The organism is Spongiibacter sp., assembly GCF_984394615.1.
This window is the reverse complement of the sequence record NZ_CFHTQA010000010.1, coordinates 67,825-89,912: the sequence shown is the minus strand read 5'-3', so window position 1 is coordinate 89,912 and position 22,088 is coordinate 67,825. Positions and strand designations below refer to the sequence as shown.

The 22,088-nt window shown below is 56.3% G+C and carries 27 protein-coding genes and 1 tRNA gene; 12 read left to right on the top strand and 16 right to left on the bottom strand.

All coding sequences use genetic code 11. The features are described 5' to 3' along the window. The first annotated feature begins 43 nt into the window (after nt 1-43). Complete coding sequence (locus tag AC5DB9_RS06175) at nt 44-1,339, top strand: type I restriction enzyme subunit R domain-containing protein (RefSeq protein WP_286855295.1); 1,296 nt, start codon at nt 44-46, stop codon at nt 1,337-1,339. Between the two features lie 288 nt (nt 1,340-1,627). Here the strand turns inward: AC5DB9_RS06175 and AC5DB9_RS06170 are convergent, their stop codons facing one another. Next, nucleotides 1,628-2,527 carry a tyrosine-type recombinase/integrase gene (locus AC5DB9_RS06170; protein WP_273009017.1) on the bottom strand — a complete coding sequence of 300 codons (900 nt, stop codon included), beginning with the start codon at nt 2,525-2,527 and terminating at the stop codon, nt 1,628-1,630. A 336-nt stretch (nt 2,528-2,863) separates the two neighbouring features. Between AC5DB9_RS06170 and AC5DB9_RS06165 the strand changes: the two genes are divergently transcribed. Continuing rightward, nucleotides 2,864-3,058, top strand: a complete 195-nt coding sequence (locus AC5DB9_RS06165; RefSeq protein WP_483263649.1) for a hypothetical protein — start codon at nt 2,864-2,866, stop codon at nt 3,056-3,058. Here the strand turns inward: AC5DB9_RS06165 and AC5DB9_RS06160 are convergent. The 11 genes from AC5DB9_RS06160 to AC5DB9_RS06110 form a co-directional block, all read right to left on the bottom strand. Then, nucleotides 3,055-4,008 carry a zonular occludens toxin domain-containing protein gene (locus AC5DB9_RS06160; protein WP_272989349.1) on the bottom strand — a complete coding sequence of 318 codons (954 nt, stop codon included), beginning with the start codon at nt 4,006-4,008 and terminating at the stop codon, nt 3,055-3,057. The genes AC5DB9_RS06165 and AC5DB9_RS06160 overlap by 4 nt on opposite strands. After that, nucleotides 4,005-4,298, bottom strand: coding sequence for a DUF2523 family protein (locus AC5DB9_RS06155; RefSeq protein WP_272989346.1), 294 nt, complete (start codon nt 4,296-4,298; stop codon nt 4,005-4,007). The genes AC5DB9_RS06160 and AC5DB9_RS06155 overlap by 4 nt, the downstream gene beginning before the upstream one ends. Then, nucleotides 4,291-5,535 (bottom strand): virulence factor TspB C-terminal domain-related protein, encoded by a 1,245-nt coding sequence (locus AC5DB9_RS06150; protein WP_272989343.1) that lies wholly within the window; start codon nt 5,533-5,535, stop codon nt 4,291-4,293. Before AC5DB9_RS06150 ends, AC5DB9_RS06155 begins: the two co-directional genes overlap by 8 nt. Nucleotides 5,536-5,607: 72 nt before the next feature. Continuing rightward, nucleotides 5,608-5,736: a major capsid protein gene (locus AC5DB9_RS06145; RefSeq protein WP_272989339.1), complete on the bottom strand. Its 129-nt coding sequence runs from the start codon at nt 5,734-5,736 to the stop codon at nt 5,608-5,610. Nucleotides 5,737-5,983: 247 nt separating this feature from the next. Next, a complete protein-coding gene (locus AC5DB9_RS06140) occupies nt 5,984-6,280 on the bottom strand; it encodes a single-stranded DNA-binding protein (RefSeq protein ID WP_272989336.1) in 297 nt (98 codons plus the stop codon). A 17-nt stretch (nt 6,281-6,297) separates the two neighbouring features. Then, nucleotides 6,298-7,320: a phage/plasmid replication protein, II/X family gene (locus AC5DB9_RS06135; RefSeq protein WP_272989333.1), complete on the bottom strand. Its 1,023-nt coding sequence runs from the start codon at nt 7,318-7,320 to the stop codon at nt 6,298-6,300. A gap of 633 nt (nt 7,321-7,953) precedes the next feature. After that, nucleotides 7,954-8,172 (bottom strand): hypothetical protein, encoded by a 219-nt coding sequence (locus AC5DB9_RS06130; RefSeq protein ID WP_272989330.1) that lies wholly within the window; start codon nt 8,170-8,172, stop codon nt 7,954-7,956. A gap of 369 nt (nt 8,173-8,541) precedes the next feature. Next, nucleotides 8,542-8,617, bottom strand: a tRNA-Phe gene (locus tag AC5DB9_RS06125). Nucleotides 8,618-8,702: 85 nt separating this feature from the next. Then, nucleotides 8,703-8,975, bottom strand: coding sequence for an oxidative damage protection protein (locus AC5DB9_RS06120; protein WP_022959315.1), 273 nt, complete (start codon nt 8,973-8,975; stop codon nt 8,703-8,705). 5 nt (nt 8,976-8,980) lie between these two features. Continuing rightward, entirely contained in the window at nt 8,981-10,042 is a 1,062-nt protein-coding gene (gene mutY / locus AC5DB9_RS06115) for an A/G-specific adenine glycosylase (RefSeq protein ID WP_273033426.1), read from the bottom strand. Further along, a complete protein-coding gene (locus AC5DB9_RS06110; protein WP_272989323.1) occupies nt 10,039-10,437 on the bottom strand; it encodes an acetyl-CoA sensor PanZ family protein in 399 nt (132 codons plus the stop codon). The genes mutY and AC5DB9_RS06110 overlap by 4 nt, the downstream gene beginning before the upstream one ends. A gap of 82 nt (nt 10,438-10,519) precedes the next feature. On the opposite strand from AC5DB9_RS06110, the gene hisB reads away from it, so the two are divergent. The 6 genes from hisB to AC5DB9_RS06080 all read left to right on the top strand — a co-directional run bounded on the left by hisB (nt 10,520) and on the right by AC5DB9_RS06080 (nt 15,486). Next, a complete protein-coding gene (gene hisB / locus AC5DB9_RS06105) occupies nt 10,520-11,113 on the top strand; it encodes an imidazoleglycerol-phosphate dehydratase HisB (protein ID WP_022959318.1) in 594 nt (197 codons plus the stop codon). 15 nt (nt 11,114-11,128) lie between these two features. After that, entirely contained in the window at nt 11,129-11,794 is a 666-nt protein-coding gene (hisH, locus tag AC5DB9_RS06100) for an imidazole glycerol phosphate synthase subunit HisH (protein WP_272989316.1), read from the top strand. 21 nt (nt 11,795-11,815) lie between these two features. Continuing rightward, nucleotides 11,816-12,547, top strand: coding sequence for a 1-(5-phosphoribosyl)-5-[(5-phosphoribosylamino)methylideneamino]imidazole-4-carboxamide isomerase (gene hisA, locus AC5DB9_RS06095; RefSeq protein ID WP_022959320.1), 732 nt, complete (start codon nt 11,816-11,818; stop codon nt 12,545-12,547). A gap of 15 nt (nt 12,548-12,562) precedes the next feature. Beyond that, entirely contained in the window at nt 12,563-13,339 is a 777-nt protein-coding gene (gene hisF, locus AC5DB9_RS06090; protein ID WP_272989311.1) for an imidazole glycerol phosphate synthase subunit HisF, read from the top strand. A gap of 174 nt (nt 13,340-13,513) precedes the next feature. Beyond that, a complete protein-coding gene (locus AC5DB9_RS06085; RefSeq protein ID WP_272989308.1) occupies nt 13,514-14,623 on the top strand; it encodes a PilT/PilU family type 4a pilus ATPase in 1,110 nt (369 codons plus the stop codon). A 152-nt stretch (nt 14,624-14,775) separates the two neighbouring features. Beyond that, entirely contained in the window at nt 14,776-15,486 is a 711-nt protein-coding gene (locus AC5DB9_RS06080) for a hypothetical protein (RefSeq protein WP_022959323.1), read from the top strand. A gap of 2 nt (nt 15,487-15,488) precedes the next feature. Here AC5DB9_RS06080 and AC5DB9_RS06075 read toward each other — a convergent pair whose 3' ends face one another. The 4 genes from AC5DB9_RS06075 to gpmM all read right to left on the bottom strand — a co-directional run bounded on the left by AC5DB9_RS06075 (nt 15,489) and on the right by gpmM (nt 20,130). After that, nucleotides 15,489-15,902, bottom strand: a complete 414-nt coding sequence (locus tag AC5DB9_RS06075; RefSeq protein ID WP_272989304.1) for a PaaI family thioesterase — start codon at nt 15,900-15,902, stop codon at nt 15,489-15,491. 68 nt (nt 15,903-15,970) lie between these two features. Continuing rightward, nucleotides 15,971-17,320, bottom strand: coding sequence for a S41 family peptidase (locus tag AC5DB9_RS06070; RefSeq protein WP_272989301.1), 1,350 nt, complete (start codon nt 17,318-17,320; stop codon nt 15,971-15,973). Nucleotides 17,321-17,411: 91 nt separating this feature from the next. Continuing rightward, a complete protein-coding gene (locus AC5DB9_RS06065; RefSeq protein WP_272989300.1) occupies nt 17,412-18,542 on the bottom strand; it encodes a murein hydrolase activator EnvC family protein in 1,131 nt (376 codons plus the stop codon). Nucleotides 18,543-18,570: 28 nt separating this feature from the next. Beyond that, nucleotides 18,571-20,130, bottom strand: a complete 1,560-nt coding sequence (gene gpmM / locus AC5DB9_RS06060; protein WP_272989297.1) for a 2,3-bisphosphoglycerate-independent phosphoglycerate mutase — start codon at nt 20,128-20,130, stop codon at nt 18,571-18,573. A gap of 231 nt (nt 20,131-20,361) precedes the next feature. On the opposite strand from gpmM, the gene AC5DB9_RS06055 reads away from it, so the two are divergent. Genes AC5DB9_RS06055 through AC5DB9_RS06040 form a run of 4 tightly spaced genes read left to right on the top strand, consistent with a single transcriptional unit; the run spans nt 20,362 to nt 22,085 of the window. Next, nucleotides 20,362-20,778, top strand: coding sequence for a rhodanese-like domain-containing protein (locus AC5DB9_RS06055; RefSeq protein WP_022959329.1), 417 nt, complete (start codon nt 20,362-20,364; stop codon nt 20,776-20,778). Between the two features lie 13 nt (nt 20,779-20,791). Continuing rightward, a complete protein-coding gene (grxC, locus tag AC5DB9_RS06050; RefSeq protein WP_022959330.1) occupies nt 20,792-21,049 on the top strand; it encodes a glutaredoxin 3 in 258 nt (85 codons plus the stop codon). Between the two features lie 37 nt (nt 21,050-21,086). Then, the gene (gene secB / locus AC5DB9_RS06045) at nt 21,087-21,581 is read left to right on the top strand and encodes a protein-export chaperone SecB (RefSeq protein WP_272989291.1); all 495 of its coding nucleotides are present in this window, start codon (nt 21,087-21,089) and stop codon (nt 21,579-21,581) included. Between the two features lie 39 nt (nt 21,582-21,620). Next, nucleotides 21,621-22,085, top strand: a complete 465-nt coding sequence (locus AC5DB9_RS06040; RefSeq protein WP_022959332.1) for a tRNA (cytidine(34)-2'-O)-methyltransferase — start codon at nt 21,621-21,623, stop codon at nt 22,083-22,085. Nucleotides 22,086-22,088 lie beyond the last annotated feature (3 nt).

The window sequence follows — 22,088 nt, the reverse complement described above, 5'->3', positions numbered from 1 at the left end:
AAAGTATGTACTGGAAAACTTATAAACCCGTGGCCAGTTTTACTTGACCACTACAGGGTATACCGGTATCAGCGCAATGGTGGCCTTCTCGGGTGATGTGAATGACCCGGAGTCAGGCCCCGAGCCCTTTACCGAGCGCAACATGAACCCAGGTCTGAAAGGTCGAGACATGCGGGAAGCCTTTGATACCCCGGACTATCAGGTCATGATAGTCGCCAACAAGTTCCAGACCGGCTTCGACCAACCCAAGCTGGTGGCAATGTATGTGGACAAGAAGTTGGCGGGGGTGGACTGCATTCAGACCCTGTCGCGATTGAATCGAATCTATCCCGGCAAGGACCGGACTTTCATTCTCGACTTCGTGAACGACCCGCAGGACATCCTCGACGAATTCCAGAAGTATTACCAGACCGCTGAGATTGCAGCAGTGTCAGACCCCAACCTGGTTTACGACCTGATGGAGAGCTTGAAGGACGAGCGAATCTTTCAATGGGCAGAGGTCGAGCAGTTCGCTGAGGCCTACTTCAATCCGAAGGCGAAGCAGCCCGCGCTTGTGGCTGCCTGTAGACCTGCTGTGGAGCGCTATGGAGCGAGATATAGCGCTGTAATGGAGGCGGTTAAGGAGGCTCAGAGCGCGCTTAATCAAGCCGAGGCCGAAAATAACAAGGTGGCAATAAAGCGGGCTGAGCATGCTCTCAGTCTGGCTAAGGAGACAAAGGACGTTCTTGATACCTTCAAAAAGAACCTGAGGTCTTTCAGTCGGTACTACGAGTTTATCTCTCAAGTGGTGGATTTCAGCGATGAGGACCTGGAACGGCTGGCGGTCTACGCGACGCACTTACTGCCGCTCCTGCGCGAAGAGCAAATCAAGGAGGATATCGACCTCAGTGAAGTGGTGATGACTCACTATAAGCTCAATGAAGTTCGTCAGCAGCGTATTGTGTTGGAGCCCAATAAAGTGGGGTACGTCACTGGTGTAACGGCAATCGGTGGCCACAACCCTCGAGAACAGGATTACGAAAAACTGTCCCAAATTATCGCGCGTCTCAACGAATTATTTGTTGGTGAAGACCTGACGGATGACGACAAAGTCAACTGGCTCAATTCCTTGGCCAGCAAGGTGAATGAAAATTCGGGGGTAATGGACCAGGTTCGCAACAACAGCAAAGAGCAGGCGATGCTGGGAGAGTTCCCCTCTGCTGTTCAAAATGCGGTGATTAGCTCAATGGTGGCGCATAAAGAGTTGGCGACACAGTTCTTAGCTGACGAACATGTAGCCAAGGGGGTTGTGGATCTGCTGTTTTCACTTATTCAAAGGGCGAGTGCTCAGCACGACTAGTCGCGCGTTGTGTTGGGCAAATTCGCCCGTCTGCCAGCCCCGAAAATGCGGTTAGCTGCTTCTGCCGAGAGTTTATCTGAGGTGTGGCATGTGCCTTGGCTGATTCTTATCTGCTGGGCGAAGCGATTAGCTTTAGAGGGCCCATGTATTTGTCCGGTTGCTCGACAATAACGGCATTGCCACATCGCAATTATGTTGGGAGTTTTTAAAAGTCTAGTAATATCAGAGAATTAAGTGGTGCCCAGAGGCGGAATCGAACCACCGACACGAGGATTTTCAATCCTCTGCTTAAAAATCAAAGACTTCGGCGCAATTCTTGTCAACTCTCTGAGCAGCAGCGACCAACTGATCACCGCATAAGTGCGCGTACCGCAAGACCATATCGAGCGTTTTCCATCCCCCCAATTCCTGTAATTCGTAGAGACTCGTTCCGTTCTGAACATGCCAACTGGCCCATGTGTGCCGGAGATCGTGCCAGCGAAAATCCTGGATGCCTGCTCGCTTTTTGGCTTTTGTCCATGCGGCCGTTGAGCAGCGCGAGACAGGATTACCCTGGTAAACAAATACATAGTTGGGATGGGTGCCGGACCACTCAGTAAGGACTGATTGAGCAGCGCGATTGAGAGGCACAGAAAAAGATCGCCGAGATTTGCTATCTGCTGCATTAACCCACGCCAAAGAGCGCCGCATATCTATTTGATCCCACCGCAGGTAGCTGACATTGCTCTGGCGAAGTCCTGTTGCAAGGGTAAAGCGAGCCATTGCAGACAAGTGGGGAGGGAGCTGGTATATCAGATTTCGAGCTTCTAACGGCCTTAACCAGCGTACGCGGTGCTCAGGCTCTGGAAAGAAGCGTATTCGAGGCACCCAGTGTATCCAGTGCCAATCATCACGGGCTGCCCGAAGTATCGATCTGATCAGTGCCAAATGACGGTTCGCAGTTGACGGTGAAGCTTCCTGCTTTTTGATATGGGAAACCTGAAAAAGTAAATCCTCGTCTATGTCGGACAAACGAAGCCCCGAGAAGTAGGGCGCCAACCACTGAAGCTTAGCAATATCACGGTGGTGATCAGCTTTATGAGAGGTGGTCATCACCCACCGATCGGCTGCCTCATCCCAAGATCGAGACTGCACACGCCTTAAGCCATAGTCCCTTAAAACCTGCTCAATATCAGCAGAGCTATTCACACGTGATCATCCATAACGGCAATGACATAAAAATAGAGCCATAAAATCACATTAAAAACAATAGGTTGCGAATGGGCTTAACCTGGTGTGCAGATCCTCGGCGCATAACCTGCGGGGTATGCTCCGCAGGCCCTCCGGGGGCCCTTTGGGAACGCTCGCCGCGCGGCAGGGATGCTGGCGAAAAGACACCAGCACCCCCTTGCTAAGCGTGATTAACGGAGTGCCGATCAAGGGGCCGTGTCCTCGCTGCGCTGCGGGCCGCACCAACCCCTTGACGGGGAGATACCGCAGGCGCTGAAATAGCGAAAAACTGAAAAGGATCATTCAGAAATGCAAGTGACATTTATCGAAAAGGAATATGGAATTAGATGGGAGTTGTCGCTTGAAATAAGACCTATGCTGAACGATGTCATCATTTTACCAGCACCTGATGCACAAACGTTCATCGTTGAGCAAGTGACGATAGATACGATGAGCACACCAGAAATGGTTTATGCGAAGGTGAGGAAGATCCACCGCTTCATTGATTAATCGACGTAATCCGGGATTCTGAGCTGCACTGTCTCTCGCTTAGGGGCTGCTTGCCTTTGCGGTTGCGGCTGTGACGGTGCTCCTGACGTGCGCCCGTTCACAGCCGCAATCCGCCGTGGCAGTGGCTTTGCCAGTGTGTTGAGACACTGGACTTCATCCATCGCGATTGGCGTCATGCTCTCGTCATAACAGTGACAGCCTCGATACGAACTGATGCACCCAGCAAGGGGGACCTCATGGGTGGGTAGTTGCTCAGAGACAGCGATAGGCGCGGGTGAAGTGTCGAGGCTTGCAAGCATGGTGGAACCTTCGGGAGGCCCCTCCTCCTTTAGGTCCGGATGGAAGAACGTGCTTGTCTGGTACATATAGACAGCGCCAACGACGAGTAGAGCCATCGCGGCAAGGCCGTATTTTACTTTGTTCGGCATCCTGAATTTGTGCGTATGGACGGTGGCAGACTGGTAGAGTTCAAAATGTTTCTTCGGGTACGGCCATGTCTGCAAATCCGATGCGTTGAGGTCGGTCCGACTGTCTACCTTAATGACCTTGTCCTGAGTGTAGATTTTAGCCACGTTGCCACCGAGCACCCTGGACACATGGTGGTGTTTGCCGACCAAGCGCCGAACATGATTGTGCAGCAAGCTGGGATGCTGAGTGATAAGCAATATGTCGTGACCGGTGTGGCGATGGACTTCCATTGCAGCGATATCGTCGCGCTTAGATCGGCCTTGCTGACCGTCAGGGCCGTAGCGTTGCTGACACTCGTCATAGACCACGACTGAACCGTCAGGAGTATCCCGCCAATCATCAGGGGCAGGCTGTACGCCGTCGATATTAAGGCCGTCAATGTCGGCGTATACGTCCCTGCCCTGCTTTAGCCAGTCAAGTATCAGGCCGATGCTGTAAAGCGTTTTGCCTGAGCCGGGGACGCCGGTGACCAGAATAATCATGAGCTTGATCCCGTTTTAAGGCCTAGGCCCGCCATTGCAGCGCGTATCGCAGCGCGGGTGAGCAATGCTGATCCGATAATAGAAAAGAAGTCCGCAACCCCGCCGAGCAAGGCGAGCTGAAAAGCGGCTGACGCGATACCCGACAGGCCTGCGATAGCGTCCTGCATAGCAGATTCAACAAGCGCGCCGAGTGTGACAGATGTAATGACGGTGAGGCCCGCCCCGATAAGGACGCGAGCAATTAGGCCGGACAACATCCAAGTAACGAGGCCAATCAGGAATTTAAGCATTCTGGCGCACCCCCAGCAGGATATAGGCGGCAGCGATACCGGCGATGGTAATTAGTATCGCCTTAAACCACGGTGCAGCGTCGCAGGCCGGTTGATAACTATATTCCATCGATTGACCGTGAAAACTGAATTGCACAGGCGCGGGACAACTGCCAGAGCCTAAGCCACTATTAAATGTCTCAGGGCCGATATCTTCAACGGGCAGATCGGGGTGCTCAGGTAACGGTTCAGTAGTTTTGAACCAGTCAATAAATGCGCAGATAGTAGGGTGGAAATCGCAGTCGGTCGGAATATCGATTTTAGATGCGTCCATCTCAACGGTAATATTAGTGGTATTGTTGACGATCTGATTCAGCAACTTCTGTATCTCGGTCAACTCAGTATTGTAATTATTTATGTTCTCAGTCGATGAATTAGTAACGATCTCAATATCTGTGTCCAGGGTGAGATTATTGTCAGCCGCCTGCTGATGAGCATTGGCGATCTGGTCCAGAGCCTGCTTCAGCTCCGACAAATTATCGTTGAGATAGTCCTGCTTGCGGTTAAGAGCAAACCATTCCATAAGGTCGCGCCAGTCCTGCATATTCATGTGATCGGACAGCGCATCATAGATTTCGGAATCGGTGGCAGGCGTTGTCGTTGGTTCCGATAACCCAGCAGGCATTCTATAAATAGCATACGCCCCACAGTTACCAACCCAGTCAGCGCCAGCCGGTGCAACACTAGTATATGACGAGCCATAAGGCACCGGGGCGCTGCCCCATACTGTTTGGACGCCCTGAGTTGATGTTGAGACACACGTATGCGCAACATCGCGGAGGCCTTGAGGAACAGCTTGGCAGTAACTGTACCCCCCCGTGCCAGCCGGACAGTCACTAAATGGCTCCGGTGGTTTCACCAGTTCCCAATCGCCGGTCTGAGGGTTCTTTTGTGCAATAAGGTCATCTAGCAAAGCAGCGGCAGTCAATGCAGCGCCAATAGGCCCGCCGAGCGCACCCCTTGCCATTTTGCCGACAGTACGGGCAGACGCGGGCAAATTGACGTTATTGTAAACAGCAGGGAGCGTATTGACTTTGGTCTTAGCGATGAATGAGCCATAAACGGTGCGACCGCCCGAAGGGTCTTTAAAAGCGGTCTGGACCTTTGTGTATTCAGAATTCGCAGCGTAAGCGCCGTTAGCTAGAGCCGCGAAAAGAGCAGCCACAAGGCAGGGCCAACGATACCGAGCACTAGCCATCCTTCCATTCCTGTTTCCATGTTTCACCTTGATAAAAAACGGGGCCGAAGCCCCGCCAGTGGATCGCAGTTTTTAGGCTGCGCTGCGCAGGTAGCGCCAGACTTTAAGGCCGATGATTAGCACCAGAGCGGCACCGCCAACGGTTGCAACAGCAGTAGTTGCGTCGCCGGTGATAAAGTCAGTTACAGCGGTCATATCCATAATGGACACTCCTTCAGGTTGAGTTGGGGTTACATTACTGCTCTGATCTTGGTAAACGCCCACGCCAGCGCCCAGAGCACAGCGGCTGATGTGAGAATTGTTCCCGCCTCTGCGATAGACAGAGGCGGAAGCAATGAGGGAGGCGGCCACGCCGCCTGTGTCAGCGTGCCGTCACAAATGAGGTGATTGCCGGTCAGAGCCCCGGAGGTCACCCAGTTGCCATCACAGACTGCGACGACTTGTGCCATTAGGAGGCCTTAGCCTGTTGTGGCGCTTGAGCAACAGCAGCACGCGCGGGCTGAACAAGCTTAAGCTGGAAAGGATTGATCTCCAGATCACCGTACTTACCAACCCGAAAAGACGAATTGTCCAGCACGTAATCGCCGACGAGGTAAGCACCATTGGGATCAGCCAGAGGGATGCGAATCTCAGCGGGATAAGCGCCGCCAAAATGGGCATACGCGATCTGATGCCAGCGGGTGCCGTTCTGAGTGTTGCGAGAGACAGGCTGATCAAAGCCTTTGACGATAGAAATTTTCAACATGGTATTTTCTCCAGTAATTACGCCGCGATTTGCGACCAGTCATTGACCATCTGTGCATCGATGATCCGTTTGCGAAGCGCGACGACATTACCCGCGCTGATGTCCGCGTCACCGAGTCCGGCAGCACGCAGAATCTTTAAATTTCGATACCATGTGGTTTTAGAATTACATTCACGGGCAGAATCCCAGCCTTGCGCCTTGATGATGCACCACAGGCCCCACGCGGCCCGGCCTTGGCCCTCTGTGGGGGCGGCTTCTAAAATTCGTTTCTTGAGATCGTGCTCAGTACCCACTTCGGCACCCCCTATCATTCGCTCAAAATATGAGTCCCACTCGGCCTTCAAATCGGCTGGGGTCAACGCTTTCCAATCATCACAACGGGCGAAAAATTCGCGTTTCAACGACAGCTCAAGACGCAGCAACTGACTGGCGTCTGATATTTCCTGTGGTGTGTAAGATCGCCCGGTGTAGTCGGGCTTTTTCATCATGTGCGCGAGGTGCGGGCCTTTGGCGTAAGCTTTGCCGCTACGGTGCTTCGAGCTGTGAGACCAATAGACGGTATCGCCCTTCTGCTGGCTAACCCGGTACCGGCCGCCCTCACAATTGCGCAAGATAGATAGGGCTTCCCGGACAGCGCCCAAGTCCTTGAGCTTCAGATTGCCGGTGACGTCAACACGAGTGACCTTCCAGAGATCGATAGCGGGTAATTGACCCGCGCCGAGATAGTCCTGAACAAACTGGGTCATGCGGTTGACGCAACCGACAAGATCAAGGGCGCGGGATGCGCCAGAACCGAAGACAGCGCAACCGTCCCCCATGAGGCGAGCGGGACTACCCTGTATCCAGAGATCACCTGTACAGCGGATAGATACCTGATGGCTGTCTGAGCGGATGGAGTCCCATGCTTGAGACTCATAGCGTATTTCGCCAGAGGTCGGGCAGTAGCGGCAAATACGGTCACCAAGTGCAAGGGCTGCGGCGCGCACTTGATCGCTGCAATGCTCGAGATTTACACGGACAGTTACCCAGTCAATAAGCATTATTTTGGCGCCAGTGATCTGCGTAATTTTTGAGCGATTTGCGATGGTGAGTCCCACCCATGGGACAAAGGGGCGGTGTTACAGGGACCGCCCCTGCCAGCTCGGCGAGTTCGGCAAGCTCTGCGAGGTATTCACGGCGGAAAATATCAGTGCGAGCGATACAGCCACCGCCTCGGAGACAAGTGAGCGCGTCGCGACGTGATCCGTGGTGTGCAAGCTCGGCTTGATAGGCAATAAAGCGCTCGCGTCCCTGCAAGCGGTGGTAAATATCAACGTGGGCGTGATGCTCTGCCCTTGCCCACTGTGCCAAAAGCTCATACACCCAGTAGGGGGCATGTTTGCGAGTAGAGCCATCAGGCTCCTGCCAGATCGGGATCCTCAGCATTTAACGTCATCCATCGAGCAGGCGGCGCACTTGCCGTTATGGTCGAGCCAGTCCCAGTGGAAGCCGCAGGATGCGCATAGCAGTGTTGGGCGTGGCAGCAGATCGAGTACCGGAGGGGCTGGCAAAACTACCTGGTCAAATAGCGGGAGCTGCTCAGGCATTACCTACTCCCCAGCGAAAAGCACGCCCAGCCAAATGCAAAGAAAAAACAAAAGGCGTAGAAGTCGTGAGTAAACACAAAAGACAGATCAGGCATGATGAGCACCCCGCCAGCGTAAAAAACGCCCCAGCAAGTAGAGACCACGGAGCACGACCCAAAGAGCAGTCATTGCGGCGGTAACGATGTGGGGCAAGCCGAGGGCGGTCAGAGACAGGGAGAGCCAGAGGAAAAACGGGCAGACGATCAGGAAGAAGGCGTCGTATAAAATGAAATCAATCGATCTGATATAAGATTTGCTGCTTTCCATAGCTTGTACATCGCCAGTGAACAGTGTCGATTGCGAATGTACATTGCAGATTTAGAATATGTCAAGCGATAATGAACATAGAAAAGGAGGCACCAATGGAAAGCTACTATTTCATTCAAGCAGTAAAAACTAAACTGGAACTGCCGAGCGATAACCAAGCGGCAGCAAAAATAGGGATAACCCGATCAGCAGTGAGCAACCATAAGACGGGACGATGCAAAACCCTAAACGATGAGCAGTGCATCAAAGTAGCAGAAATACTCGGGCTTCCTGCAGCGGCAATTATTGCAGATCAACACGCAGAAGCGGCGAAGACCCCGGAGCTGAAAAAGCTTTGGCTAGAAATGGGAAAAAAGCTTGAAGTAAGAGTGGTGCCCAGAGGCGGAATCGAACCACCGACACGAGGATTTTCAATCCACTGCTCTACCGACTGAGCTATCTGGGCATAGGCGTCACTACTGATGAGCGTCGCAAGAGGCGCGTATTAAACCTGTTCCGTTTCGGGGAGTCAAGCCCCTCAAAACAGTGACTTACTCGCTGGGTGGCACGTAGCCTTCGGCCTTTTCGAAATCCTCGCCGGCGAAGAATTTCTCCATCTCTCCCTGCAGAAATTTGCGGGCGCTGGGGTCGACCATGCTGAGTTGTTTCTCGTTGATGATCATGGTCTGGTGGGCCTGCCACTCTTCCCAGGCCTTCTTGGAGACGTTCTCGAAGATGTCCTGGCCTTTGGCGCCGGGGTAGGGGGGCTTGTCGAGGCCTTCGAGTTCTTGCTGGTATTTTTTGCAAAAGACGGTGCGGGTCATGGTGATCAGTCCGTAAATAAATCGTTTTGCAGCAGGCTGTCGAGCAGCTTTTTCACCGGGGCGGCGAGCCCCAATGGCTGATGTTGGGCACCCTTATACCAAAGCTGGCGGTTGGCTTCCATGATGCGGGCCGGTTCGCGGCTGAGGCGGATGTGCTGGGGCTGGATGTCGAGGTGGTAGTGGCTGAAGGTATGGCGCAGTTCGCCGAGGGCCTGCGGCAGCGCCTCGAAGCCGATTAATCGTTCCAACGCATCCGTGATATCGCCATCGTCTTCCACTTCCGGCAGGCTCCACAGGCCGCCCCAGATACCGCTGGCAGGGCGTTTTTCCAGCAGGATTTCTCCGGCGGTATTTTCAATCAGCAGCATATGTGTGCGTTTTACTGGCAGGGTTTTGCGCGGTTTTTTGCCCGGGTAGTCGCTTTGGCGCTGCATAGCTTTGGCTTTGCAGTCGTCGGCCACCGGGCAGCGCTCACAGTCTGGCTTGCTGCGGCGGCAGAGGGTGGCGCCGAGGTCCATGATCGCCTGGGTGTAGTCGGCGGTGCGCTTGCTCGGGGTGTGCTGTTCCGCCAGCGTCCACAGTTGCTGTTCGACCTCGCGCTTGCCGGGCCAGCCATCGATGGCGGCGTGGCGGCTGAGTACGCGCTTTACATTTCCGTCGAGGATGGCGGCGCTGCCACCGCAGGCGATGCTGGTAATGGCGGCGGCGGTGGAGCGGCCGATGCCGGGCAGGGTTTGTATATCGTCCTGATGGTGCGGGAATTCTCCACTCCAGTCGCTCATGACCGCCTGTGCGGCGCGATGCAGATTGCGGGCACGGGCGTAGTAGCCCAGTCCGGTCCACAGGGCCAATACCTCGTCGATATCGGCAGCGGCCAGCGACTCCACATCGGGGAAGCGCGCCATAAAGCGCTGGTAGTAGGGAATGACGGTCGCGACCTGGGTTTGCTGGAGCATGATTTCCGACACCCACACCCGGTAGGGGGTGATGTCTTGCTGCCAGGGCAGGTCTTTGCGTCCGTGCTGGTCGAACCAGCGCAACAGACGCAGGCTGAAGCTGTTACTCACGATTGCGGGCGCTGCCATTGCCAGCAGTGGCCGAGGTTTTCAAAGCCCAGCTCGGTGAGCAGGCTGCTCAGTTCAGGGGCTTTGCTGATGTCGGCAGACATACTGCGCAAGTCATCGGGCAGGTCTTTCATGCACTGAATAAGCAATTGTCGCGCGGTGCCGCGTCGGCGGGTGATGTCGCGCACCGTGAGGCGCGCCAGTTCGTAATCACCGCCGTGAATCGGGGTGAGCGTCAGCGCTGAGATCAGGCTGCCGTTGAAGCGTCCGCCGATCAGTAGCAGGCGGCCCTTTTTCGCGGCGTCAATCAGGGCCTCGGCATCGTTGGGGTAGAGCTTCGCCAGGGCGTCTTGATCCTGCTGCGTGGGCTCGCGGAGGTATTCAGAATATACGGGCATTTATCCGCACTCAGTTGGCTGTCATACAGGGGGGGAATTTTCTATAATGCGCCATTGTACGCAATCTTCTGTAGAGACGTCGATGAATCAGCGCAAGGCGACAATCAGCCGAAACACCCTCGAAACGCAAATTACCGTGAGCATCAATCTGGATGGCACTGGCCAGTCCAGCTTTGAGACCGGCGTGCCGTTTCTGGATCACATGATGGATCAGATCGCCCGCCACGGCCTAATCGATCTGGCCGTGAACGCCAAGGGCGACCTGCACATCGACGATCACCACACCGTGGAAGATATCGGTATTACTTTGGGGCAGGCCTTTGCCGAAGCCGTGGGCGACAAGAAAGGCATTACCCGTTACGGCCACGCCTATGTGCCGCTGGACGAAGCCCTGTCGCGGGTGGTGATCGACTTCTCCGGCCGTCCCGGTCTCGAGTACCACGTGCCCTATACCCGCGCCAGCGTGGGCGGTTTCGACGTGGATCTGTTCTCCGAGTTCTTCCACGGCTTCGTCAACCACGCCAAGGTGACGCTGCACATCGACAATCTGCGCGGCACTAACACTCACCACCAGGCGGAGACGGTATTCAAAGCCTTCGGCCGTGCGCTGCGCATGGCGCTGTCGGTGGATGAGCGCATGGCGGGCATCACCCCGTCGACCAAGGGCTGTCTGTAAGAGCGAGAATCACGCATGAGTAAATCGACTGTTGCCGTCATCGACTATGGCATGGGCAACCTGCACTCTGTTGCCAGCGCTCTGCACAAAGTAGGCGATGGCGTTGAGGTGCAGGTTACCGACTGCCCCGAGACTATTCTGGCCGCTGATCGGGTGATTTTCCCCGGCGTGGGCGCGATTCGCGATTGTATGGCTGAGCTGAAAAATCGCGGCCTCGACGAGCTGGTGCAGGAAGTCGCGGCTTCTAAACCCATGCTGGGTATTTGCGTGGGCATGCAGGCGTTGATGGAGCGCAGCGAAGAAAACGGCGGCGTCGACTGCCTAGATGTGCTGCCCGGTACCGTGAAGTTTTTTGGCAATGATCTGAAAGACGCCAACGGCCAGCGGCTGAAAGTGCCACACATGGGCTGGAATACGGTGAAGCAGACCATCGACCACCCGCTGTGGGACGGCATCGAGGACAACAGCCGTTTCTATTTTGTGCACAGCTACTATATTCACGCCGACGATTACGTGGCCGCGACTGCCGACTACGGCGTAGAGATTCACGCTGCGCTGAGTTGTGAGAACGTCTTCGCCGTACAGTTTCACCCGGAAAAAAGCGGTGATACCGGTTTGCGTCTGCTGAGCAATTTCCTGCGTTGGGATGGCGGCCAGCCCGTGTTCCGGCCCGTCTCCTAAGTATTTCAAGGTTTCTGAATTATGTTGATTATCCCCGCTATCGATCTGAAAGACGGCCAGTGTGTGCGCCTGCGCCAGGGTGAAATGGGCGACGCCACGGTGTACGGCAGCGACCCGGTAGAAATGGCGGCCCGCTGGGTGGAACAGGGTGCGCGTCGCCTGCATCTGGTCGACCTGAACGGTGCCTTCGACGGCAAGCCCGTTAACGGCGAAGCGGTGATGGCGATTGCCAAAGCCTACCCCGATCTGCCCATTCAAATCGGCGGTGGCATCCGTTCACTGCATACCATCGAACAGTATCTGGCGGCGGGTGTGAACTACGTAATCATCGGCACCAAGGCGGTGAAAGAGCCTGATTTTGTTACCGAAGCCTGTAAAGAATTTCCCGACGCAGTGATTGTGGGGCTGGATGCTAAAGACGGCCTGGTGGCCACCGACGGCTGGGCGGAAGTGTCCAATATTCAGGCCACCGAACTGGCCAAGCGCTTTGAGCAGGACGGTGTGTCTTCCATCGTCTACACCGACATCAGCCGCGACGGCATGATGCAGGGGGTGAATGTCGACGCCACCGTTGCCATGGCTCAGGCCTCCAGCTTGCCGGTCATCGCCTCGGGCGGGGTGACCAATATGGACGACATTCGTGCGCTGCAAAAAGTTGCCGAGGCGGGCATTCTCGGTGCCATCACCGGGCGCGCGATTTACGAAGGCGAGCTGGATTTGGCGGAAGCGCAGCGCTTCTGCGACGGTCAGTAATCGAGGGTAAGGCAGATGGCTCTGGCAAAACGCATTATTCCCTGTCTGGATGTGGACAAAGGCCGCGTGGTGAAAGGCGTGAATTTTGTCGGGATTCGCGACGCCGGTGATCCGGTGGAAGTCGCCAAGCGCTACAACGAGCAGGGCGCCGACGAGATTACCTTTCTCGACATTACCGCCACCCACGAAGAGCGCGACACTACCGTGCACACCGTGGAACAGATTGCCGCCGAGGTGTTTATTCCGCTGACTGTCGGCGGGGGCATTCGAGAGATCAAAGATATTCGCGCCATGCTTAATGCCGGTGCCGACAAGGTCGCCATCAACTCGGCGGCCATTCATAACCCCGAGTTCGTCCGCGAAGCTGCCGAGCGTTTTGGCTCGCAGTGTATTGTTATTGCCATCGACGCCAAACGCGTCGACGACAACGCCGACGGCAGCCCGCGCTGGGAAATCTTTACCCATGGTGGCCGCAAACCCACTGGCATTAATGCCGTGGAATGGGCGGTCAAAATGGTGGAACTCGGTGCCGGTGAAGTGCTGCTCACCAGCATGGATGGTGACGGGACCAAAGCCGGTTACGATCTGGCGCTGACCCGCGCTATTGCCGACGCCGTGCCGGTGCCGGTGATTGCCTCAGGCGGTGTTGGCACCCTCGATCATCTGGTAGAAGGCGTGACCGAAGGTGGCGCGGATGCGGTGCTGGCGGCCAGTATCTTCCATTTTGGCGAACACACCGTTCCCGAAGCGAAAGCCTATATGGCGGAGCGTGGCGTCGAAGTTCGTCTGTGAGTCCGTGCCGCCATCTCGCGGCGGCACAATATCCTCTTCCTGTTCACCGGCCTCTACGGATTGATGTCTGCATGCCGCTGTGTTTCTAATGGACGAGTCTGATAGCAATTTTTGCGACGATCTTTTTTGTCGCGGCATAGCGAGTGCCAGGCCGTTATAGAACTGGAGGGGTGCATGACTCAGGGATTGGTGGATTATCTGCTGCTGATGGTGTCGAAAGATGCCTCGGACATGTTCTTCAGTACCGGCGCGCCGCCGAATATAAAAATTGAAGGCGTCAGTTACCCGGTAGGCAAGTCGCCACTGGCTCCCAGTCAGGCCAAAGAGCTGGCCTACTCGATTCTCACTGACGACCAGAAAAAAACCTTCGAGCGCACTATGGAGCTCAACTTCGCTCTGAGCTTTGATGACATTGGCCGCTTTCGCTTCAACCTCTATCGGCAGCGCGGTGAAGTATCGATGGTGGTGCGCTATATCAAAAGCATCATCCCCAGTTTGGATGCCCTGTCACTGCCGCCGATTATGAAAAAGCTGATCGGCCTTAATCGTGGTCTGGTGCTGGTCGTGGGCGCGGCGGGTTCTGGTAAGTCCACCACATTGGCGTCGATGATCGACTACCGCAATCGCCGACAGTCAGGCCATATTCTCTGTATTGAGGACCCCATCGAATTCCTGCATTCCCACCAGCAATCCATTGTCGATCAGCGTGAAGTCGGGCTGGATACTGAAAGTTTCTCGGCGGCGTTGAGCAATGCCATGCGTGAAGCGCCCGACGTGATATTGATCGGCGAAATTCGTGACCGGGAAACCATGCAGCATGCGATCGCCTATGCCGAAACCGGACACTTATGTCTGGCCACGCTGCACGCCAATAACGCCAACCAGGCGCTGAATCGCATCATCAACTTCTTCCCTGATACCGCTCATCGACAATTGCTCGCCGACTTGGCGTTAAACCTTAAAGGCGTGGTCGCCATGCGATTAGTGCCGGGTGTTGACGCCAAACGCGTTCCCGCCGTTGAAGTGATGCTGCAGTCGCCCTTTATTTCCCAACTGATCGAAGAGGGCGATGTCGATGGCATAAAAAGCGCCATGGAGCAGAGTAAAGATGCGGGCATGATGACCTTCGATGATGCTCTGTTCACGCTGTTTAAAGACGGCAAAATTTCCAAAGACACCGCCATCGACTCCGCGGATTCCAGCAGCAATATGATCGTCAGAATGCGCCTCAGTCACAGCGTGGAGTTTTCCGATTCGGAAATGGAGATCGATCGCGGGGAGTGAGTTGCTCAACGTCCTTTCTCTTGCTGACAGGCTGGGAGTCGTTAAAACACTAGTTTTATCGACTCCCAGCTACTTCCCAAATATCGCCACTGCGTTATTATTTCCGCATATCCGCGCCACCCCGGCGTGACCACCCTCCTGAGGAAACCACCATGCTGCGAGCCTTACTCGCATTCGCCACGCTGTTGCTGGCGGCCTGTGCCAATCAACCGTTGACCCACAATTACCAGGGGGATGTGCAGATGCGCAGCCTGACGGTGGATTTTCAGTCGCTGAATGAGCTGACCGAGTCGGACGACAAGGATCAGCGACGCATCAACGAAGTGCAGCGAATTTTTCAGGCGGTAAGCCGTGCGCTGGACGAGGAGGCATCGGCAGCGATTGATGCCCAGTTGCGTCAGTTTGAGCGCATTGTGGTCGGCGGTGTAAGGGAAGCGTCGGGAATACCGCTAATGCAGGCGGGGGAATCGGAGCTGGTTATGGTGTATGGCAAAGACAATGAGCTGACGGCGATTCGCTTTGAGTACCCGGTGGTTGAAGGGCGGGCTTATATGAACCTCTACGGTTATCTGTCCTACCCCTCCAGTGATATTACCCGTGCGGGGATCGGCGTGCTGGAGCAACTGGTGGTCAGGGTGACGCCCAAGCTGGCTTTGCAGGTTGTCGGGGTAAACGAGGCGGATGAGCGCTTCTGGAATACGTCGGTGAGTTATAAGTCGGAAAAAGAATACGTAGTGAGCGAGCGCTATCTGCTGGGTGTATCGATGGATGGCGTCAGCGACGGCGATATCTTCCTGCTGCCGCTGGGCCAGGGTGTGGTCAATGCGCTGGAGAAATCACTCATCAGCGCGCCATCCCTGTAAGCTCAGGCCTTGGGCGCTGCTTTGGTGATGGTGCCCTGTGCAACCGCGACGTCGCGCTCACCCTGTTCGCCAATGATGGAGACAATGCACTGGCAAACCGCCTGGGTTTTCCCCGACGAAATAACGGTAGCGGTTGCAATGAGACGGTCGCCAATCGCCGGGCGCAGATAGTTGATTTTGTACTCGGAGGTAACGGAATCGCCAAGCATTGATCCACCCGCGTAGGTCAGGGCGTTGTCGGCAAGGTAACTTAGTACGCCGCCGTGTACGAAGCCGTGTTGCTGCTTGAGCTCATCGCGCACGGTCAGTGACAGTACCGCTTTGCCAGGCTCAAAGGTCGTGAGCTCTGTTCCCAGTAATGCGCTGAAGGGTTGGCTGGCTAGAATCTGCTGACCAAAGTTAAAGAGCTCACTCATTTTACTTCTCTCCTTTTTGGAGCATCTTTTTATAGAGAGCAGATACGCTCGTCATCTGTCCTCTCTCTTTACTCTTCCGTCTGTTGCGGCTGCGAGTCTTGCAGTCGGCGCTTGGCCAGTTGCTGGCTGTTGGCCGACATGATGTTCAGCCCCTTGAGCAGGTTCAGGGCTTCGTAGAGCTGGTTGTCGGTCGCGGCGAGTTCGCTGGCGGCGCTGTCGATCATACGGTTGTCGCCGTTGCTCTCCTTGCCGTCTTCGTTGCCGAGGTGGCGGGCCAGGTCGGCTTCGGTTACTCGATCTTCTTCGCCCAGTGATTCAATGCGGGCGCGATCGACCACGATGTCGGGGATGATTCCCTGTGCCTGAATGGAGCGTCCGCCGGGAGTGTAGTAGCGGGCGGTGGTCAGTTTGATTGCGCTTTCCTCCGACAGCGGTAACACCGTTTGTACGGAGCCTTTGCCGAAGCTTTGCGTGCCGAGGATGATGGCGCGGCGGTGGTCTTGCAGGGCGCCTGCAACAATCTCGGAGGCCGAGGCAGAGCCGCCGTTAATCAGTACGACCAGCGGTGTCGTGTCAGCCGGGCTGCTCTGGCTGGCCATATAGCGGCTGAAGGCATTGGGCAGGCGCCCTTCGGTGTACACAATCAAACCTTCATCGATGAAGGTGTCCACTACCTGCACCGAGGCTTGCAGCAGGCCGCCCGGGTTGTTGCGCAGGTCGAGTACCAAGCCCTGTAAACCGCTGCGGCTGGCCTTGAGCTTTTTCAGCTCTTTGCGCAGGTCCTCGCCGGTGCGGCTCTGGAATTGAGAGATGCGCAGATAGCCGTAGCCGGGTTGCAGCATTTCGCCGCGCACGCTGGCCACCGTAATGATGTCGCGCTTCAGGTCCAGTTCAATCGGCGCTTTCACGCCTTCGCGAAGAATATGCAGACGCACGCTGCTGCCCTTCGGGCCGCGCATCAGGGCCACGGCTTCCTGAAGACTGAGGCCTTTGATGGGTTGTTTGTCGATTTGAATAATCAGGTCGCCGGGCTGGATCCCCGCTTTCTGGGCAGGGGTGTCGTCGATAGGGGCGACGACCTTGATAAAGCCGTTTTCCATACCGACCTCAATGCCCAGTCCGCCGAATTCGCCGGTGGTGTGGCTTTGCAGAGTGTCGAAGGAGTCCGGATCGAGATAGTCGGAGTGGGGGTCGAGGCCGCTGAGCATACCGCGAATGGCATTTTCCAGCAGGGTTTCGTCGTCGACCTCTTCCACGTAGGCGCGGCGAATCTGATTGAACACGTCGGCGAAGTTGCGCAGGGATTGCAGTGGTAAGGCGCCCTGTTGCTCGGCATCGCTGCTGTCGGTGTCGGCGAATCCCAGCGGGGCGAGCAGCACAAATTGAAGGGCGAGTATCTGGCGAAGTCGACGCGGCATTTCAGGTTTCCAATACGGCTTTACACAGGGCGGCGCAGGGCGCGGCCGGTTGAATGGATTCATTGTAGCGGGCTTGGCCGTGGCTTGTCGCCTAGCGGCACCACGAGGCAGGGTTGGTGGGGCGACCCTTGTAGCGGATTTCAAAGTAGAGACCGTTCTGACGCAGGCCGCCACTGTTGCCAAGGGTGGCGATGGCTTCACCGCCGCGCACCCAGTCACCTTCACTGCGAAGCAGGCTCTGGTTGTGGGCGTAGAGGCTGAGGTAGTCGTTGCCGTGGTCGACAATAATCAGCAGGCCGGCTCCGCGCAGCCAGTCGGCGTAGACTACACGGCCATTGTGAATGGCGCGTACCGCGTCGCCTTCAGTCCCGGCAATTTGAATGCCTTGCCAGCGAATGGCGCTGCCCTGGCGGGGCGCGCCAAAGCGGTTGAGACGTTTGCCGGCCACCGGCCAGGGCATGGCGCCGCGCATCTGTTTGAAGGGACGGTAGTTGTCGGGAATGGCGATATTGGTAATTTCCCGCTCAATCGCTTCAAGCACGCCTTCCAGGTTCTTGCGTTCTTTGTCGAGGGCGCCGAGATCGAGCTGCTGGCCGCTGAGTTCTCGATCAAGCTTGGCGAGGCTGCGTTCGCGCTGTTGCTGCTGCACCTTGAGTTGCTCCTGCTGCTGGGCGAGGCGCTTTTCAGTATCACTCAGGGCTTCGGTTTCCTCGGCAATTTCGGGGATCAGTTCGCTCAGTGCCGTCAGTGTGCTCTGGTATTCGCGGAGCTGCTGACTGCGCGCCTTGTTCACATAGTCGTAGTAGCTGATCAGGCGGCTGAGGGATTGTGGGTCTTCTTGGTTGAGCAGCATTTTCAGCTGGCCTTCGCGACCCTGTACATAGGCGCTGCGAATCTGTTCGGCGATCAGGGCTTTCTGGCGTCCCTGCTTGTTGCGCAGTTCCCCCTGCTGGCGTTCCAGTGTGCCCAAACGTTGCTGGCGCTTGTCGCGTTCTTGCCGGGTGCGGTGCAGTTTGGCAGCCAGTTTGCCGATTTCTGTTTCAACCTCCTGTAGTTCTCGGGCTGCCCGGCTTTTGGCTTTTTGGGTCTGGCCGATATTCTGCTTCAAAACGCCGATCTGCTTGTTCAACGCGTCGAGCTGGCGGCGGGTGTCGGCAGAATCTTCCGCCATGGCGGCACAGGCGAGCAGGCCGCCGAGCAGCAGAATCAGGCAATGGCGCATGACGGTGCTCGGCGCGATGGTGTCGTCCTCAGGCCGGATTAATCAGGTTGACGCCGGTCATTTCTGAGGGCTGATCAAGGCCAAGCAGGGCCACCATGGTAGGGGCGATATCGGCAAGGCGACCGCCGACCGGTTTCAGGCTGACATCGGCTTTGCTGCCCACATAGACCAGGGGCACCAGCTCGGTAGTGTGCTGGGTGTGGGGCTGCTCTGCATCGTAGTCGACCATCTGCTCGCAGTTGCCGTGGTCGGCGGTAATCAGGCAGTGGCCGCCAACCTCTTTGACCGCGTCGGTAACCTGCTTGAGGCAATCATCCAGTGCTTCCACCGCCTTGACGGCAGCCTCGAACACGCCGGTGTGGCCGACCATGTCGCCGTTGGCGTAATTGCAGATAATGGCGTCATAGTTGCCGCTGCGGATGGCGGCGACCAGTGCCTCGGTGACCTCTGGTGCGCTCATTTCCGGCTTGAGGTCGTAGGTGGCGACATCGGGAGAGTTGATCAGGGTGCGATCTTCGCCCTCAAACAGGGCTTCGCGGCCACCGCTGAAGAAAAAGGTCACGTGGGCGTATTTTTCGGTTTCGGCAATGCGCAACTGGGTTTTGCCGTTGTTGGCCAGCAGCTCGCCCAGGCTGTTGTGCAGGGTTTCCGGCGGATAGGCCACGAGCGCGTCGATGCTGTCGGCGTACTCGGTGGTCATGACAAAACCGGCGAGTGCAGGTTGCTTGCGGCGGGTGAAACCATCGAAGTCGCTGTCGACAAAGGCGCGGGTAATTTCCCGGGCGCGGTCGGCGCGGAAGTTCATAAAGATAACCGTGTCACCGTCGTTAATCGCGCCGCTGGGCTGGCCGTCGGCCTGAATAATCGAGGCGGCGACAAATTCGTCGTTCTCGTCGCGCTCGTAGGCGGCGGCCAGTGCCTCAGTGGCACTGTCGTAACGGTGCTCGCCTTCCGCTTCGGTCAGCAGGCGGTAGGCTTTTTCTACGCGGTCCCAGCGGTTATCTCGGTCCATGGCGTAATAGCGACCGACCACTGACGCAGTGCGGCCACAGCCCAGTTCGGCGAATTTGGCGTCGGCTCGTTCCAGCGAGGCTTTGGCGCTGCGGGGCGGTGTGTCGCGGCCGTCGAGGAAGGCGTGGAGATAGATTTTCTTGGCACCCCGTTTGGCAGCCATTTCCATCATGGCGAAAAGGTGGTTCTCATGGCTGTGAACGCCGCCGGGAGACAACAGGCCGAGAATATGCACCGCCTTGTCGGCGGCTACGGCTTTATCGATATTCTCTTTATATACCGCGTTGTCGAAGAAGCTGCCGTCTTCAATCTCTTTGTCGATCCGGGTGATGTTCTGATAAATGATGCGACCGGCGCCCAGGCTCATGTGACCGACTTCTGAGTTACCCATTTGGCCGTCGGGCAGGCCCACGTCGAGACCGGAGCCGGAGATCAGGGTGTGAGGCTGGTTTTTCCACAGGGTATCCCAGGTGGGCGTGTTGGCGTGGTAAATGGCGTTGTCCTCGGGGGCTTCGCGGTAGCCAAAGCCATCGAGAATAATCAGTACCACCGGAGTTTTTGCCTGTGTGTCAGCCATAGTGCGGGAATCCGTTTTCAGTCGTGGAGGCCTTGCATGAAAGGTGTGGGCAGGGCCGCGAACAGTAAATGCCCCATTGTAACTTTTCCTGTGGGAAGCGACCACGCCCGGCTTGGTGAGAATTCCCGACTAGCCGTGTATACTCAGGCCTTTTCGCGCGCGGGAGCTGCCTTTCCGGTGCTGCGGTATCGGTCTGGCGCCCGGTCGTCGGGTCTCATTCAGAGAGAATTCATGGAAAAACTGATCTTGTTTGTTGCAGAACAGTGGATGCTGGTTGGCGGTCTGCTGTCCTGTGTGATGTTGCTGAGCTTCCACGAGTCGCGCCGCGCCGGGAAGCAGCTTACCCCGCATCAAGTAGTGTCGCTGGTGAATCAGGAAAGCCCTGTGCTGCTGGATTTGCGTGATAAGGGCGATTACAACAAAGGCCACATCATCGACTCGGTGAACTTGCCTTATGCCAAGCTCGACGGAGAGATTGAGCGTGTTGCCAGTGATAAATCCAAACCGGTCGTGCTGATCTGCAAGCTTGGTCAGCATTCCAGTGCGGCCGGGAAGAAACTGGCCGCTATGGGTTACAGTCAGGTTTACCGCCTTAAAGGTGGTGTCGGCGAATGGCAGGCAATGCAAATGCCATTGGTAAAAAGCTGAGTCGGATACCGCGATGCGTGATGTAACCATTTATACCACCCGCTTCTGCCCCTACTGCGTGCGTGCCAAACAGTTGCTGACGCACAAGCAAGTGGCGTTCAAGGATATTCCCGTCGATGGCCGCAGTGACCTGCGCCAGGATTTGCTGCAGCGCACCGGGCAGCGAACTGTGCCGCAGATATGGGTGGGCGACACCCATGTCGGTGGCTGTGATGAACTGTTTGCGCTGGAGCGCGCAGGCAAGCTGGACGCCATGCTGGCCGACGGCTAATAAAACGATAAACCTTTTCAGGAGTTGAGACTCGACAATGGCTGAACAAGACAACGCCCAAGCCCAACAAACCGCCCCCAAATTTGCTTTGCAGCGTCTGTACGTAAAAGATTCATCTTTTGAGTCGCCGTCCAGCCCAGCCGTTTTTTCCAAGGTCTGGAAGCCGAAAATGCACGTCGACCTGAATACTCGCAGTCAGCCTGCTGCAGAGAACGTGTATGAAGTGACGCTGACAGTAACAGTGACCGCCAAGCTGGAAGAAGACGAAACGGCGTTTCTGGTGGAAGTCCAGCAAGCCGGTCTGTTCATTGCCGAAGGCATTGAAGGTGAGGCATTGACGCAACTGCTGGGCATCGCCTGCCCGAATATGCTGTTCCCCTATGTACGCGAAGCGGTTGATGCCCTGGCTGTAAAAGGTGGCTTCCCAGCGCTGGCACTGCAGCCCGTCAACTTTGAAGCGCTCTATCGCCAAGCCAAGCAACAGGCCGAGCAGAAAGCGGCCGAAGCTGGCGACAGTGCCACGACTCACTAGTCGATGACTGCCGGGGTGTGAGCCCCGGCCATTCCCCTCGTGTTTCACATTGCTCTTCACGAGCCGAAGATCGCTCCCAATACCGGCAATATTATTCGGCTGGTGGCAAATAATGGCTGCCATCTACACCTGATTGAGCCGCTGGGTTTTGATCTGGAAGAGAAGAAGCTGCGCCGTGCAGGGCTGGACTATCGCGACTTGGCGAGAGTGACACGTCACGCGGATTACGCGGCGTTTCTGCAGTCCGTTGCTGGACGACGAATTTTTGCGCTGACCACCAAGGGCAAACGCAGCTATGCCGATGTGAGCTACCAGCCCGGAGACGTGTTGTTATTTGGTTCGGAAACGGCAGGTTTGCCCGCCGATATCCGCGAGTCGCTGGGTCCGGATCACTGCCTGAGAGTGCCGATGATGGCAGACGCACGCAGCCTCAATTTATCCAACACCGTGGCACTGGTCAGCTACGAGGCCTGGCGGCAGCAGGGGTTTGAGGGCGCGTTGTAGACG